This is a genomic window from Pseudoduganella sp. OTU4001 (genome assembly GCF_038440195.1).
In the GTDB taxonomy this organism is placed as follows: Bacteria; Pseudomonadota; Gammaproteobacteria; order Burkholderiales; family Burkholderiaceae_D; genus Rugamonas.
Genome location: NZ_JASATG010000029.1, coordinates 1 through 12722, shown reverse-complemented (window position 1 = coordinate 12722; position 12722 = coordinate 1). Strand labels below are relative to the sequence as shown.

12 protein-coding genes and 1 tRNA gene are annotated in these 12722 nt (G+C 61.6%); 5 read left to right on the top strand and 8 right to left on the bottom strand.

Features of this window, described 5'->3' with window-relative positions:
* The first annotated feature begins 1 nt into the window (after position 1).
* The 3 genes from AAHE99_RS20935 to AAHE99_RS20925 are packed head-to-tail and all read left to right on the top strand — an operon-like array spanning position 2 to position 3720.
* Positions 2 to 1072, top strand: coding sequence for a sulfate/molybdate ABC transporter ATP-binding protein (locus tag AAHE99_RS20935; protein WP_342119297.1), 1071 nt, complete (start codon positions 2 to 4; stop codon positions 1070 to 1072).
* Positions 1069 to 2001 carry a CysB family HTH-type transcriptional regulator gene (locus tag AAHE99_RS20930; protein WP_342119296.1) on the top strand — a complete coding sequence of 311 codons (933 nt, stop codon included), beginning with the start codon at positions 1069 to 1071 and terminating at the stop codon, positions 1999 to 2001. Before AAHE99_RS20935 ends, AAHE99_RS20930 begins: the two co-directional genes overlap by 4 nt.
* Positions 2002 to 2016: 15 nt before the next feature.
* Positions 2017 to 3720: a methyl-accepting chemotaxis protein gene (locus AAHE99_RS20925; RefSeq protein ID WP_342119295.1), complete on the top strand. Its 1704-nt coding sequence runs from the start codon at positions 2017 to 2019 to the stop codon at positions 3718 to 3720.
* Positions 3721 to 3740: 20 nt separating this feature from the next.
* Here AAHE99_RS20925 and AAHE99_RS20920 read toward each other — a convergent pair whose 3' ends face one another.
* The gene (locus AAHE99_RS20920) at positions 3741 to 4787 is read right to left on the bottom strand and encodes an aldo/keto reductase (protein ID WP_342119294.1); all 1047 of its coding nucleotides are present in this window, start codon (positions 4785 to 4787) and stop codon (positions 3741 to 3743) included.
* Positions 4788 to 4789: 2 nt separating this feature from the next.
* Positions 4790 to 5830 carry a quinone-dependent dihydroorotate dehydrogenase gene (locus AAHE99_RS20915; RefSeq protein WP_342119293.1) on the bottom strand — a complete coding sequence of 347 codons (1041 nt, stop codon included), beginning with the start codon at positions 5828 to 5830 and terminating at the stop codon, positions 4790 to 4792.
* A gap of 60 nt (positions 5831 to 5890) precedes the next feature.
* Here AAHE99_RS20915 and AAHE99_RS20910 point away from each other — a divergent pair, with 60 nt between their 5' ends.
* Positions 5891 to 7204 carry an amidohydrolase gene (locus AAHE99_RS20910; protein WP_342119292.1) on the top strand — a complete coding sequence of 438 codons (1314 nt, stop codon included), beginning with the start codon at positions 5891 to 5893 and terminating at the stop codon, positions 7202 to 7204.
* Here AAHE99_RS20910 and AAHE99_RS20905 read toward each other — a convergent pair.
* Genes AAHE99_RS20905 through AAHE99_RS20895 form a run of 3 tightly spaced genes read right to left on the bottom strand, consistent with a single transcriptional unit; the run spans position 7173 to position 9240 of the window.
* Complete coding sequence (locus tag AAHE99_RS20905) at positions 7173 to 7931, bottom strand: arginyltransferase (protein WP_342119291.1); 759 nt, start codon at positions 7929 to 7931, stop codon at positions 7173 to 7175. The two genes, AAHE99_RS20910 and AAHE99_RS20905, sit on opposite strands and share 32 nt — an antisense overlap.
* Before the next feature lie 26 nt (positions 7932 to 7957).
* Positions 7958 to 8665, bottom strand: a complete 708-nt coding sequence (gene aat / locus AAHE99_RS20900; protein WP_342119290.1) for a leucyl/phenylalanyl-tRNA--protein transferase — start codon at positions 8663 to 8665, stop codon at positions 7958 to 7960.
* Entirely contained in the window at positions 8662 to 9240 is a 579-nt protein-coding gene (locus AAHE99_RS20895; RefSeq protein ID WP_342119289.1) for an NUDIX hydrolase, read from the bottom strand. The genes aat and AAHE99_RS20895 overlap by 4 nt, the downstream gene beginning before the upstream one ends.
* 124 nt (positions 9241 to 9364) lie before the next feature.
* On the opposite strand from AAHE99_RS20895, the gene AAHE99_RS20890 reads away from it, so the two are divergent.
* A tRNA-Met gene (locus AAHE99_RS20890) sits at positions 9365 to 9441 on the top strand.
* Positions 9442 to 9820: 379 nt separating this feature from the next.
* Here AAHE99_RS20890 and AAHE99_RS20885 read toward each other — a convergent pair.
* The 3 genes from AAHE99_RS20885 to AAHE99_RS20875 all read right to left on the bottom strand — a co-directional run.
* On the bottom strand, positions 9821 to 10834 hold the full coding sequence (locus tag AAHE99_RS20885) for a MerR family transcriptional regulator (protein WP_342119288.1): 1014 nt from the start codon (positions 10832 to 10834) through the stop codon (positions 9821 to 9823).
* A gap of 59 nt (positions 10835 to 10893) precedes the next feature.
* Positions 10894 to 11802, bottom strand: coding sequence for a DNA-3-methyladenine glycosylase 2 (locus AAHE99_RS20880; protein ID WP_342119287.1), 909 nt, complete (start codon positions 11800 to 11802; stop codon positions 10894 to 10896).
* On the bottom strand, positions 11799 to 12722 hold a 924-nt coding region (locus AAHE99_RS20875; RefSeq protein WP_342119286.1), incomplete at its 5' end, for a DMT family transporter. The genes AAHE99_RS20875 and AAHE99_RS20880, both read right to left, overlap by 4 nt.

The following is a 12722-nucleotide window of genomic DNA, read 5'->3' as shown; positions in this document are numbered from 1 at the left end:
TATGACGATCGCAGTCAAGAACATCAACAAGCGTTTCGGCGACTTCGTCGCCCTGGATAATGTGTCGCTCGACTTCCCGCAGGGCGAGCTGACCGCATTGCTGGGCCCTTCGGGCTGCGGCAAGACCACGCTGCTGCGTTGCATCGCCGGCCTGGAACATCCGGACTCCGGCTCCGTGCTGCTGGATGGCGAAGACGCTTCCGACCGCCACGTGCGCGAGCGCCAGGTGGGCTTCGTGTTCCAGCACTACGCGCTGTTCAAGCACATGACCGTGTTCGAAAACGTCGCTTTCGGCCTGCGCGTCAAGCCGCGCAAGGAGCGCCCGTCGGAAGACCAGATCCGCCGCAAGGTGAAAGAGCTGCTGGAACTGGTGCAGTTGGACTGGCTGGCCGACCGCTATCCGCCGCAGCTGTCCGGCGGCCAACGCCAGCGTATCGCCCTGGCGCGCGCGCTGGCCGTTGAACCGCGCGTGCTGCTGCTGGACGAGCCGTTCGGCGCGCTGGACGCCAAGGTGCGCAAGGAATTGCGCCGCTGGCTGCGCCGCCTGCACGACGAGCTGCACGTGACCTCCATCTTCGTCACCCACGACCAGGAGGAAGCGCTGGAAGTGGCGGACCGTGTGGTGCTGATGAACAAGGGCCACGTCGAGCAACTTGGTTCGCCGGACGAGGTGTACAACCATCCCGCATCGCCTTTCGTGTATGGCTTCCTGGGCAACGTCAACGTGTTCCATGGCCGCGTGCATGAAGGCGTGCTGGCCAGCGACGGCGTCGAATTCGACGTGGCGGGCCACGGCGGCGGCAGCGGCAAAGGCACGGCCTATATCCGCCCGCACGACCTGGAAGTGGAACGCTACGCGCCGGGCTCGGAAGGCATCGTGGTCAAGCTGCGCCGTGCGCACGCGATTGGTCCGCTGGCACAGCTCGACCTGGAACGCGCCGACAATGCGCAAATTATCGAGGCCACCATTTCCAACGAGCGCTATGTGGCGCTGAACCTGCAGGACGGCGAGACCCTGGTGGTGCGTCCGAAGCGCCTGCGCGTATTCGTCGATGAGGGCGCCCACGCATGAACTTCCAACAGCTACGCTCCGTGCGCGAGGCAGCGCGCCGCAACTACAACTTGACCGAAGTGGCCAATGCGCTGTTCACGTCCCAGCCGGGCGTGAGTCGCCAGATCCGCGAACTGGAAGACGAACTCGGTGTCATCATCTTTGAACGCAATGGCAAGCGCCTGACCGGCTTGACCGAACCAGGCAAGGGTATCCTGAAGATCGTCGACCGCCTGCTGGTGGAGGCGGAGAACCTGCAGCAGGCCAGCCTGGAATTCACCGGCCAGAAAAGCGGCACGCTGACCATTGCCGCTACCCATACCCAGGCGCGCTATGCGCTGCCGAAAGCCGTTTCGCATTTCCGCAACGAGTTCCCAGATGTGCGCATCGCCCTGCAGCAAAGCGCGCCTGACCACATCGCGGAATGGGTCCTGTCGGGCAAGGCCGATATCGGCATCGCTACCGAAGGCCTGTCGCAATTCCCGGACCTGGTGTCCTTCCCTTGCTACCGCTGGAGCCATTTGATCGTGGTGCCGGATGGCCACCTGCTGCTGACACGCTCCCCGATCCGGCTGGAAGACCTGGCCGAGCACCCGCTGATCACCTACGACGTCGGTTTCACCGGCCGTGGCCATATCGATGCGGCCTTCGACAAGGCGGGCGTACGTCCCGACATCGTGCTGACGGCAATGGACTCGGACGTCATCAAGCAATACGTGTCGCTCGGCCTGGGCGTTGGCGTTGTGGCGTCGATGGCATTCGACCATGGCCGAGACAAAGGCCTGCGCGCGATCGAGGCTTCGCATCTGTTCGCGGTAAATACAACAAGACTTGCTTTGCGCAAAGGTGCATACTTGCGTTCATATGCCTATGAGTTCATCTCGCAGTTCGCCCCGGATCTGAAACGCACCGAAATCGAGCAAGCCTTGCAGGGAGGCGATGCCCTGTAACCTTGAGGAGGTTTTATGGGAATCGGTAACTGGAAAATTGGCGTGCGCCTGGCCGCCGGCTTGGGTCTTGCACTGGCCTTCATGATTGGCATTGCCGTCACCGGCATCGTCAACCTTGGAAAACTGAATGATGGTACCGAGGATATCGCTACCGATAAGGTACCCAAGGTGGTCCTGGCCTACGAGGCCATCGGCGGTGTCAACGACATCGCGCGCGCCATGCGCAACGCTATGCTTTCCACCGAGCCGGAAACGGTGAAGAAGGAACTCAAGCGTGTGGAGGACAAAAAGGTCGAGATCGATGGCAATCTCGATAAGCTTGCCAAATTGATTGCGGACGATGTAGATGCGGAAAGCAAGGCCAAGCTAAAGACCGTGCAGGAAGCGCGCGAGCGTTACCTGGTCGTCCAGTCTAGCTTCCTGCAAAAGTCCGCCGACGACAGCAAGCGCGATGAAAACGTCAAATACCTGCTCACTGCCGTGCGCAAGGAGCAAACAGCTTTCCTGACGGCCCTGACCGAGCTGGTGAAATACCAGTCGCAAGCTGTGAACACTGCCAGCGATGTCGCCAACCAGGCATACGCCAGCTCGCGCAACCTGATGATCGTGCTCACCGCCGCTGCGGCCGCCCTGGCAGCCTGGGTCGCCTGGTGGGTCACGCGCAGCATCACGCAGCCGTTGAACCGCGCTGTCGGTGTGGCGGAAGCGGTGGCAGGCGGCGACCTGACGCAGCGCATTGAAGTGACCAGCTCCGACGAAACCGGCCAGTTGCTGAAAGCCCTGGCGAATATGAATGAGAGCCTGGCTCGCACGGTCGGCAAGGTGCGTACAGGCTCGGACGTCATTACCACCGCATCGAACGAAATCGCCAGCGGCAACCTTGACCTGTCTTCGCGCACGGAGGAACAAGCCAGCTCGCTGGAAGAAACCGCGTCGTCGATGGAAGAACTGACTTCGACCGTGCAGCAGAACGCGGAGAACGCGCGCCAGGCCACGCAGCTAGTGGTGACGGCATCAGACTTCGCCACGCGCGGCGGCTCGGTTGTAGGGCAGGTGGTGAGCACCATGGGCGCGATCAAGGAGTCGTCGAACAAGATCGTCGACATCATCGGTGTGATCGACGGTATCGCGTTCCAGACCAATATCCTGGCGCTCAATGCTGCGGTGGAAGCGGCCCGTGCGGGTGAGCAGGGCAGGGGCTTTGCCGTGGTGGCGTCGGAAGTGCGCAACCTGGCGCAGCGCTCGGCGGCGGCGGCCAAGGAAATCAAGGAACTGATCGGACGCTCGGTGGAGACGGTGGATGAAGGCTCGCGCCTGGTCGACCAGGCTGGCGAAACGATGGATGGCATCGTCAAGGCGGTGCAGCAAGTCAGCGCGATCATGCAGGAAATCAGCTCCGCCAGCCAGGAGCAAAGCAACGGCATCGCCCAGGTGAATCAGGCGATTGTTTCGATCGACGATGTGACGCAGCAGAACGCGGCGCTGGTGGAGGAAGCTGCGGCGGCCGCGCAATCGATGCGCGACCAGGCTGAAATGCTGGCCGAAGCGGTCAGCGTGTTCCGCCTGGCCGACCAGCAGGCTGCGCCGCAGCGCCTGGCTGCGCGCGCAATTGTCAAGGCGGCTACGCGTCCGGCTCCCGCTCCGGCAGCACCGCCTGCAGCCAAGCCAAAGCTGGTAAAGTCTACCGCTAAAGCGGACGGCGATTGGGAAGAGTTCTGATCCGGCGCAGCCAGGCCGGTTTATTGGCCCGGGTTAGGCAGCTGGGCGTGGATGGCGTCGATAGCGGCAACGATTTCCGGCGACAATTTCACGCTCAGCGCATTGATGTTCTCTTCCAGCTGCGCTAGCGTGGTGGCGCCGATGATGGTGGAACCGACGAACCAGCGCAAGTAGCACCACGCCAGCGCCATCTGCGCTGGTGTCATGCCGTTGTCTCGCGCCAGTTTGGCGTATTGCGCCACCGCGTCCAGCACGCCCTGACGCAGGTAGCGCGGGCTCCAGCTGGCCGGGAAGATGGTCAGGCGGCCGTGCGCTTTCGGATTGTCCAGGTACTTCGCCGTCAACTGGCCGAACGCCAGCGGGCTATACGCCAGCAGGCTGACTTGCTCGCGGAAGCAGGTCTCGTCCAGGAAACTGGTTTCGAAATGGCGTGCGGTCAGGTTGTACAGGTTCTGGATGGTGGCGATGCGCGGCAGGCCCTTCATCTCGGCCTGCTTGACGAATTCCGACACGCCCCAGCAGCTCTCGTTCGATACGCCGATGTGGCGGATCTTGCCTTCCTTGATCAACTCGCCCAGCACGGCCAGCGATTCTTCCACCGCCACCGCGTGGCGTTCCTTTTCCGGATCAAACACGCTGTTGCCAAAGATCGGCACATTGCGGCTTGGCCAGTGCAGCTGGTACAGGTCGATATAGTCGGTCTGCAGGCGCTGCATGCTGGTCTCCACCGCCGCGCGGATGTTGGCGGCGTTGTGGTTGCTCTTGCCCTTCCTGATCCAGTGCATATAAGGATTCGGGCCGGCGATCTTGGTCGCCAATACTACTTCGCTGCGGCGGCCGGATTTTTTCAGCCAGCTGCCGATGAAGCGTTCAGTTGCACCCTGCGTCGCAGCGGACGGCATCACCGGATACAGTTCGGCCGTGTCGATGAAGTTGATGCCGCGCTCCAGTGCGTAATCGAGCTGCGCGTGCGCGTCGGCTTCGGTGTTCTGCTGGCCGAAGGTCATCGTGCCGAGGCAGATCTTGCTGACCTTAAGGTCGCTGCGGCCCAGGGTGATTTTTTCCATGCTTAGCCTCGCAGAGCTTCTGCGCAATCACGTACCAGCGCAGGGCCGGCGTAAATCAGGCCGGAGTACAGCTGCACCAGCTGCGCCCCCGCTTCGATCTTGGCCTTGGCGTCCTTGCCCTGCATGATGCCGCCCACGCCGATGATCGGCAGCGCATCGCCCAGTTCCGCTTTCAACAGGCGGATCACATTGTTGGATAGCTCGAACACCGGCGCGCCGGACAGGCCGCCCGCTTCCGCGCCATGCGGCATGCCTTCCACAGCGGTGCGGCTCAAGGTGGTGTTGGTGGCGATCACGCCGTCGATCTTGTGGCGCAGCAGTGCGTCGGCGATGTTCTTTACCTGGTCGCCATCCATATCCGGTGCGATCTTCAGGGTCATTGGCACATAGCGCTTGTGCTGGTCGGCCAGGCGCAGTTGCGCTTCCTTCAGCTGCGACAGCAGGCCATCCACTTCGGAGGCGCCTTGCAGCTGGCGCAGGTTCTTGGTGTTCGGCGAGGAGATGTTGACCGTCACATAGCTGGCATATGGGTAGACCTTTTCCAGGCAGTGCAAGTAATCGTCGACTGCGCGCTCGATCGGCGTGTCGGCGTTCTTGCCGATGTTCAGGCCCAGCACACCTTCGCGGTTCCGGTAGAAGCGCGACGACTGCACGTTGGCGACAAAGGCATCCACGCCGCCGTTATTGAAGCCCATGCGGTTGATGATGCCATGCGCTGCCGGGATGCGGAACATGCGCGGCTTCGGGTTGCCGGGCTGCGCGCGTGGCGTCACCGTGCCCACTTCGATGGAGCCGAAGCCAAGGTCGGCCAGCGCGTCGATGAAGGCGCCATCTTTGTCCAGGCCAGCCGCCAGGCCGACCGGATTGCGGAAGGTCAGGCCCATCACGGTGCGCGGGTCGTCTTTCGGGCGGCGCACCATGGCGCGCGTCAGGCCCAGCGCCGACAGGCGTTTCAGTGCAGGCAGGGTGAAATGGTGGGCGGATTCCGCGTCCATCGAGAACAGGATGGGGCGGGCGAGGGAGTACAGGAATTTATCGGACATTATTGGGCAGCTTTGGTGTATTTTGTAGCATTTTACACTGCACCATTCGGAGGACCTTACGTGATCAAGCCCGGACTTGCCTTGCTGGCCTGCCTCGCCTTACCGGCCATCGCCACTGAAAACCAGCTCGCAAGCGCCATTGCGCGCGACTACAAAGCCACGCTGGAGCCGCTGTTCAAGCACTTCCATGCCAATCCGGAGCTGTCCTATATGGAGGTGCAGACTGCCGCGCGGCTAGCCAGAGAGCTGCGCGCCTCCGGCTTCGAGGTGACGGAAGGCGTGGGCAAGACCGGCATCGTGGCCATCCTGCGCAATGGCCCGGGCCCGACCGTGATGGTGCGCGCCGATATGGATGCGCTGCCGGTGGAAGAGAGGTCCGATGCGCCGCATGCCTCCAAGGTCAAGATGAAGGACATGAGCGGCACCATGGTGCCGGTAATGCACGCCTGCGGCCACGACGCCCACATGACCAGCCTGGTCGGTACCGCGCACCAGATGGCGGCGCGCAAAGGCGAATGGAAAGGTACCCTGATGCTGGTGGGCCAGCCGGCCGAGGAGCGCACCGGTGGCGCGCTTGACATGATGGCCGACGGCATCTTCAAGCGCTTCGGCAAGCCGGACTACGCCATGTCGCTGCACGTGATCGCCGATGTGGAAGCGGGCAAGATCGACGTCAGTGAAGCGCCATTCTCCGGCGCCGACTTGATGGAAATCGTGGTGCACGGCATCGGCACCCACGGCGCTAGCCCCCACATGGGCAAGGACCCGGTGGTGATCGCTTCGCAAATCGTGCTGGCGCTGCAGACGGTGGTCACACGCGACATCGCCCCGCGTGAAGCGGCCCTGATCACGGTTGGCTCCTTCCACGCCGGCAGCAAAGGTAATGTGATCGGCGACAGTGCCCGCCTGGAACTGACGGTGCGCTCGGAAAGCGACGACACCCGCGCCAAGCTGCTGGCCGGGATCAAACGCGTGGCCGAGAACACCGCGCGCGCGGCGGGCATGCCGGAAGATAAGCTCCCTGAAATCCGCCACACCGACCGTCCGGTACCGCCGACCCTGAACGACAATGCGCTGATGCAGCGCCTGCGCGGCGTGTGGTCGGCCAAATTGGGCGAGGGGATTTTCGACAAGGGCTACCAGCGCGGCGGCATGGTGGGCGAAGACTATGCGCACTTCATCTACGGCCAGGGCATTCCGAGCGTATACTTTGTCGTCGGCGCAACGCCGGCCGAGCAGGTGGCGGCTGCGCGTGCCGGCAAAGGCACGCTGGCATACAACCACAGCCCGCTGTTCAAGGTAGAAGCGGAGAAAGCAATCCAGACCGGCGTGCTGGCGACGACTACGGCGTTGCTGGACCTGATGAAGAAGTAGACGGCAGCAGCGGGCCCCAAACGCCCTTGATGCGGGCCTGCAAGGGCTGGAATTTGATCTTGTAATTCATCTTCGGGCTTTCTTCGATCCAGTAGCCCAGGTAGACATAGTCCAGCCCCAGCTCGTGCGCTTGCGCGATCTGCCACATCACGTTGAAGGTGCCGAAGGAGGCGCCCGGCACGTCAGGATCGAAGAAGGTATAGACCGACGACAGCCCATCCGACAGCACGTCGATGATGGACACCATGCGCAGCGTGCCATCCGGCTCGCGGAATTCCACCAGGCGCGTATTGACCCGGCTTTGCAGCAGGAACTGCGCGTACTGGTCGCGCGAATCCTGGTCCATGCCGCCGCCCGCGTGGCGCGTACTCTGGTAGCGCAGGTAAAGATCGTAATGTTCGTCCGAGAACGACAGGCTGGCCACGCCCGCAGTCAGGTTGCTGTGGCGCGCCCAGGCCCGGCGCTGGCCGCGCGTCGGCGAGAAGCCGCTGGTCACCACGCGCACCGGGATGCAAGCCTGGCAGCCATCGCAATATGGACGATAAGTAAAGATGCCGCTGCGGCGGAAGCCGTTCTTCACCAGCTCCGAATAGACGTCGGCGTTGATCAGGTGCGATGGTGTGGCGACCTGCGAGCGCGCCTGTCGTGCATCGAGATAGCTGCACGGATAAGGCGCCGTTGTATAAAACTGCAACGTTGCAAAGGGGAGGTCGTTAAGCTGCGTCATGCTTCATATCATAACGCGGTCTGGGCCTAGAACGGTGCGGTAGGGCACCAATCGCGTATCTGAGGCATCACAATGCACTTTTGCAAGTGGCTGATGAACTCCTTGCGCGGTATAGGGCGCGCTCCCAGGGATGCGAGGTGGCCGGTCTCTTGCTGGCAGTCGATCAACTCAACGCCATTCTGTCGTAAAAAGTGTACGAGATAGGCCAGCGCGACTTTCGAACCGTCGGTCACACGCGCGAACATCGACTCGCCATAAAACATGGTGCCGATTGACACCCCATAAGCGCCACCCACCAGTTCCCCATCCAGCCATAACTCGGAAGAATGGGCGTAGCCCTGGCGGTGCAGGCCGGTGTAGCCGGCGATGATTTCTTCGGAAATCCAGGTGCCGGGACCGTCGCGGCGCGGGGCGGCGCAGGCGCGCATCACCTGTTCGAAGGCGCTGTCGAAGCGTACTTGCCAGCGGTCGCTGTCGCGCGCCACTTTTTTCAGGGTCTTTCTCAGGCTCTCCGACACTTTGAACTCGGCCGTGCGCAGGACCATGCGCGGGTCCGTGCTCCACCAAAGGATAGGCTGGCCTTCCGAAAACCAGGGGAAAATGCCGCGCTGATAGGCGGCCAGCAGGCGCTCCGGCGACAGGTCGGCACCTGCGGCCAGCAATCCCGGCGCATCCGTGGTGAGGGCTTGGGAAACGTCGGGAAAGGGGGAGTTGGCGTCGAGCCAGGGGATCATGTTGCGGCAGGCAGGCGCATCGGCTGGGTGATGTCCTGCTCGTGGAAGCCAAAGCTGCCGCCATCGCGCACCTTGGCGCGGTCGGCGAAGAAGAATTCCAGCGTGGTGCGGATGGTGGGGAAGGCCAGGTCATCCCACGGGATTTCCGCTTCCGTGAACATTTTGACATCCAGGCTTTCTTCGCCCGGTGCGAAGTCCAGGTCACGCAGGGTTGCCATATAGAACATATGGACTTGATGCACGCGCGGCACGTTCAGCAAAGTGAACAATTTGCCAAGTTTGATGTTGGCGCCGGCTTCTTCTTCGGTTTCACGCTGGGCGGCCTCGGCCGTGGTTTCGTTGTTCTCCATGAAACCTGCGGGCAGGGTCCAGAAACCGCGGCGCGGTTCAATCGCACGTTTGCATAGCAAAATTTGCAACTCACCATCGCGCTCCCAGACGGGGATCGAACCGATCACCATCTTGGGGTTTTGATAATGGATTGCCGAACAGTTGACGCAAACGTAACGCGGCCGGTTGTCACCGGCCGGCACCATCAACTCAACAGGGTGGGCGCATTCTGAGCAAAATTTCATGGTCTCTACTTTACACCGAATGGCTGCTTCCCGGCATCCGGTGAAATATATTCGATCTATCGTGCGATCGAGGGGGATAAATATTGCCTAAAGCGGCGCGTTGCCCTATAATACTCGCATCAGACGCGGGGTGGAGCAGTCTGGCAGCTCGTCGGGCTCATAACCCGAAGGTCACAGGTTCAAATCCTGTCCCCGCAACCAGAATTCTAAAAAACCGTCATTTGCAAATTGCGATGACGGTTTTTTTTCGTCCATATTTTCCTGAATATCGCATCGCGCAGCGGGCGAGATGTTTTCCCCCTCCTCTAATGTCATCGCCTCGCCCGATTATTTGGCTGGCGGCGCACAGGTGTTAGATCGCTGAGCAGACTTTCGTGGCGCCGCAATATACGGCGCAGCTCGGCATTCATTCAATGGAATATGGCGGCAGTCCGCGCAGGCACGATACCTGAAATGGCCAAATTAACGTGCACGCTGAATTGGGCTATTTCTTTCAAACTGAAAGCCGATTGGCGCACGCGGGCCCACGTGCGCCAACTTGCGGCTTGATCGCGCCAATATATGGCACGAATTGGGGCGATTATGCCCCTGCGTGGGCCTGGCGGAGGAAATCGAGCAGGTCTTCGGTCATCAAGCGCCCCGCATTCAATGCCGGTTCATTCTCATGGGCTCGACGGAAACGCAGCCGTGCGTCGGGTGCCGTGCCCACCATATCGGTGAATAATTCGAACCATTTATGCGCCAATTCCCGGGCGGCCGGCGCCGCAGGCGAAGGATCGGAAGACATTTGCGCGCGAATAGCGCCGATTAATTCCGGCCATTCGCGTGCGCGGCATTGGAAATGTTTTCTCATGGTCGCAATTTCCGCCGGGAGCATATATTTGGCGTAAATCGCCAATTTCGCCTCGCCATTGGCGGCAGCAATATATCCGCGCATCTCGGGGGTAATGCCGGATTGGGCGCGGACTGATTCTTCGCGCGCCCACATATTGTCCAGCCGCTGCATGATTTGGGGATTGTCGCCAGCGTGCTGGGAAAATGTCGCCATCCATTGCTCGGCCAATTGCTGTACCGCCGGATCTGCCGGAGAAATTCCTGCTGCCATTTTTTCGCCAACGGCAGCGACCAATTGTGCCCACTCATCACGCGCCGCCGCATCGTGATAAATTGGCATCTGTTCCAGTTCCTGTTTAGAGAAGTATTTGTCGTACACGGTCATTTGCTCCAATGTGTTTAGCCAGGAAGCCAGCTCAGGCTCCTCACCTGCAAGCAACTGTCCACGCAGGTCCGAAAGCTGCTCGCGCAGCTTCGCGGCCTCAGCAATTTGCTGATCGAGGGAATCGATTTGGCGGGCAATCAGGTCGGGTAGGGAAGCGCCGGGCTGGGCCAGGAAATGACCGATGTCGGCCAACGCCATGCCGAAACGGCGCAGTGCCTGCACCTGGTGCAGGCGGGCCACGTCGTCCCGGTTGTATAGACGATAGCCGGCATCGGAACGCCCCGATGGCTTGAGCAAGCCGATGCTGTCGTAATGGTGCAGGGTGCGGACCGTCAGGCCAGCACGGCGCGCCAGTTCACCTACTTTCAACATCATGTTTAGCTCCTTCACATCGTTACGTTACCGACATGCTGGAGCCTGACGTTAGGTGAGGGTCAAGCGCTTTCGTTGGGGCGGTCGGCGAGGCTGGCCCACAAATGGGCAGCCGCCATTGTGCGATGAGGTTGCCATTGCTGCAAGATCAGTTCGGTGCGGGCCATATCGGGCTTGGTTTCCTCGCCGAGCAGGCGCTGCAGGGCGGCGCGGATTGCCACGTCGCCATGCAGGGAACAGTCGGCATAGCCATAACCGCGCAGCAGGGCGTAGTTGACGGTCCAGGGGCCGATGCCTTTTACCGCCAGCAGGTTCTTGCAGATGGTGGGGATGGGGTTGTCCTCGCGTTCCTCGATATCGAGCTCGCCCGCCGCGACCAGTTGGGCGAAGCGGATCAGGGTTTCGGCCTTGGCGCGGGAGAATTTGCGGCTGGTCAGGTCGTCCACCTCCAGCCGCGCCACGTCGGCAGCTTCCGGGTAGCACCACAAGCCATTCTTATGCTGGCGGCCAGCCTGCAGGATGAAAGTACGGCGCAGGGCGATGGCGAAGGACAGGTTGATCTGCTGGCCGATGATGGCCCAGGTCAGTGCCTCGAACACCGTTGCCGATTGCACAATGCGCAGGCCCGGCTGGCGCGCCGCCAGAGGGCCGAGCAAGGCATCGCCACGCGCGAAAGCGACGAAAGGCGCCGGGTCGATATGCAGGCCGAGGATATTTTTGGCCGCCGCTTCGATCTGCCTGGCCAGCTCCGCCGGCACTTTGCGCGCGCGCGGCAGGTCGATATCCGCCTCGCAAACGCCCGACGGCAGTGCGGCGCTCAGCACGACTGGCACGCCGCCCAGCAACATGCCTTTGCGGATCGCGTCCGGACTGACTTGCTCGCCGACGCTCTCGCTATCGCGGCTATGGAAGGCCAGCACATCCTGCACGCGGTAGCCCGCCGGCAGGTCGAGCGAAAACGTGTATTTCATGCCGCCTCGGTCTTTTGCATCCAAGGCAACTTAGGCTTATATCCGGTGACCAGCATGGTGCCCAGGATGACGGTCGCCGCCCCTGCCAGGGTATGCCAACCCACCACCTCACTGAGGAACAGCGAGCCCCACAGGATGCCGAACAGCGGGTTCAGGAAGGTCACCGTCAGCGCCGAGGTCGGCCCGACATCGCGCACCAGGCCGAAGTACAGCAGGTAAGCGATACCGCTGCACAACACACCCAGCGCCAATGCCGCGCCCATGATGCCGATGGTCGGCTCGCCAGGCTGCGGGAAAATCGCCAGCGAAGGAATGGTCAGCACGGCCGCCGCCCACATGCTGCCGTGGGCATTGGCAAACGGCTCCACGCCCAGGGCCGACTTGGCCACCTTGGTATAAGTCGTCGCAATGCTGTAGCTAAAGGCAGCGAAAGTCGCGGCTGCAATCGCCAATGCCGCGCCCTCCTTGCTGCTGACATGGTCAAAGCCCACCAGCATCGCCACGCCGGCCGTGCCGAGACCCAGGCCCAGCAACACCCGCCCGCTGACCATATGGCGGTGCCAGACCGCGCCCACAATTGCGCCCCAGATCGGAGCGGTCGCATTCAGCACCGACAGAACGGAAGCGGTCAACGTCTTCGCCGCAAATGCGAACAGCAGGAAAGGCAAGGCCGAATTAAAGAATCCCAGCACCAGGTAATGCTTCCAATGCTTACGCCAGTCCAGGCGCTTGCGCAGCACCAGCCCGACGATGGCCAGGAAGATTGCCGCAAAGGTAACCCGATACTCAATCAGCACCCCCGGCCCCAACACCGGTGCCGCGATCCGCATAAAAATAAACGAGCCGCCCCAGATAGCAGCCAGCAAAATCAGTTTAAGAAGATTCGAAGTATTCATATGGTTCAGTTCGTGTCCACCTTG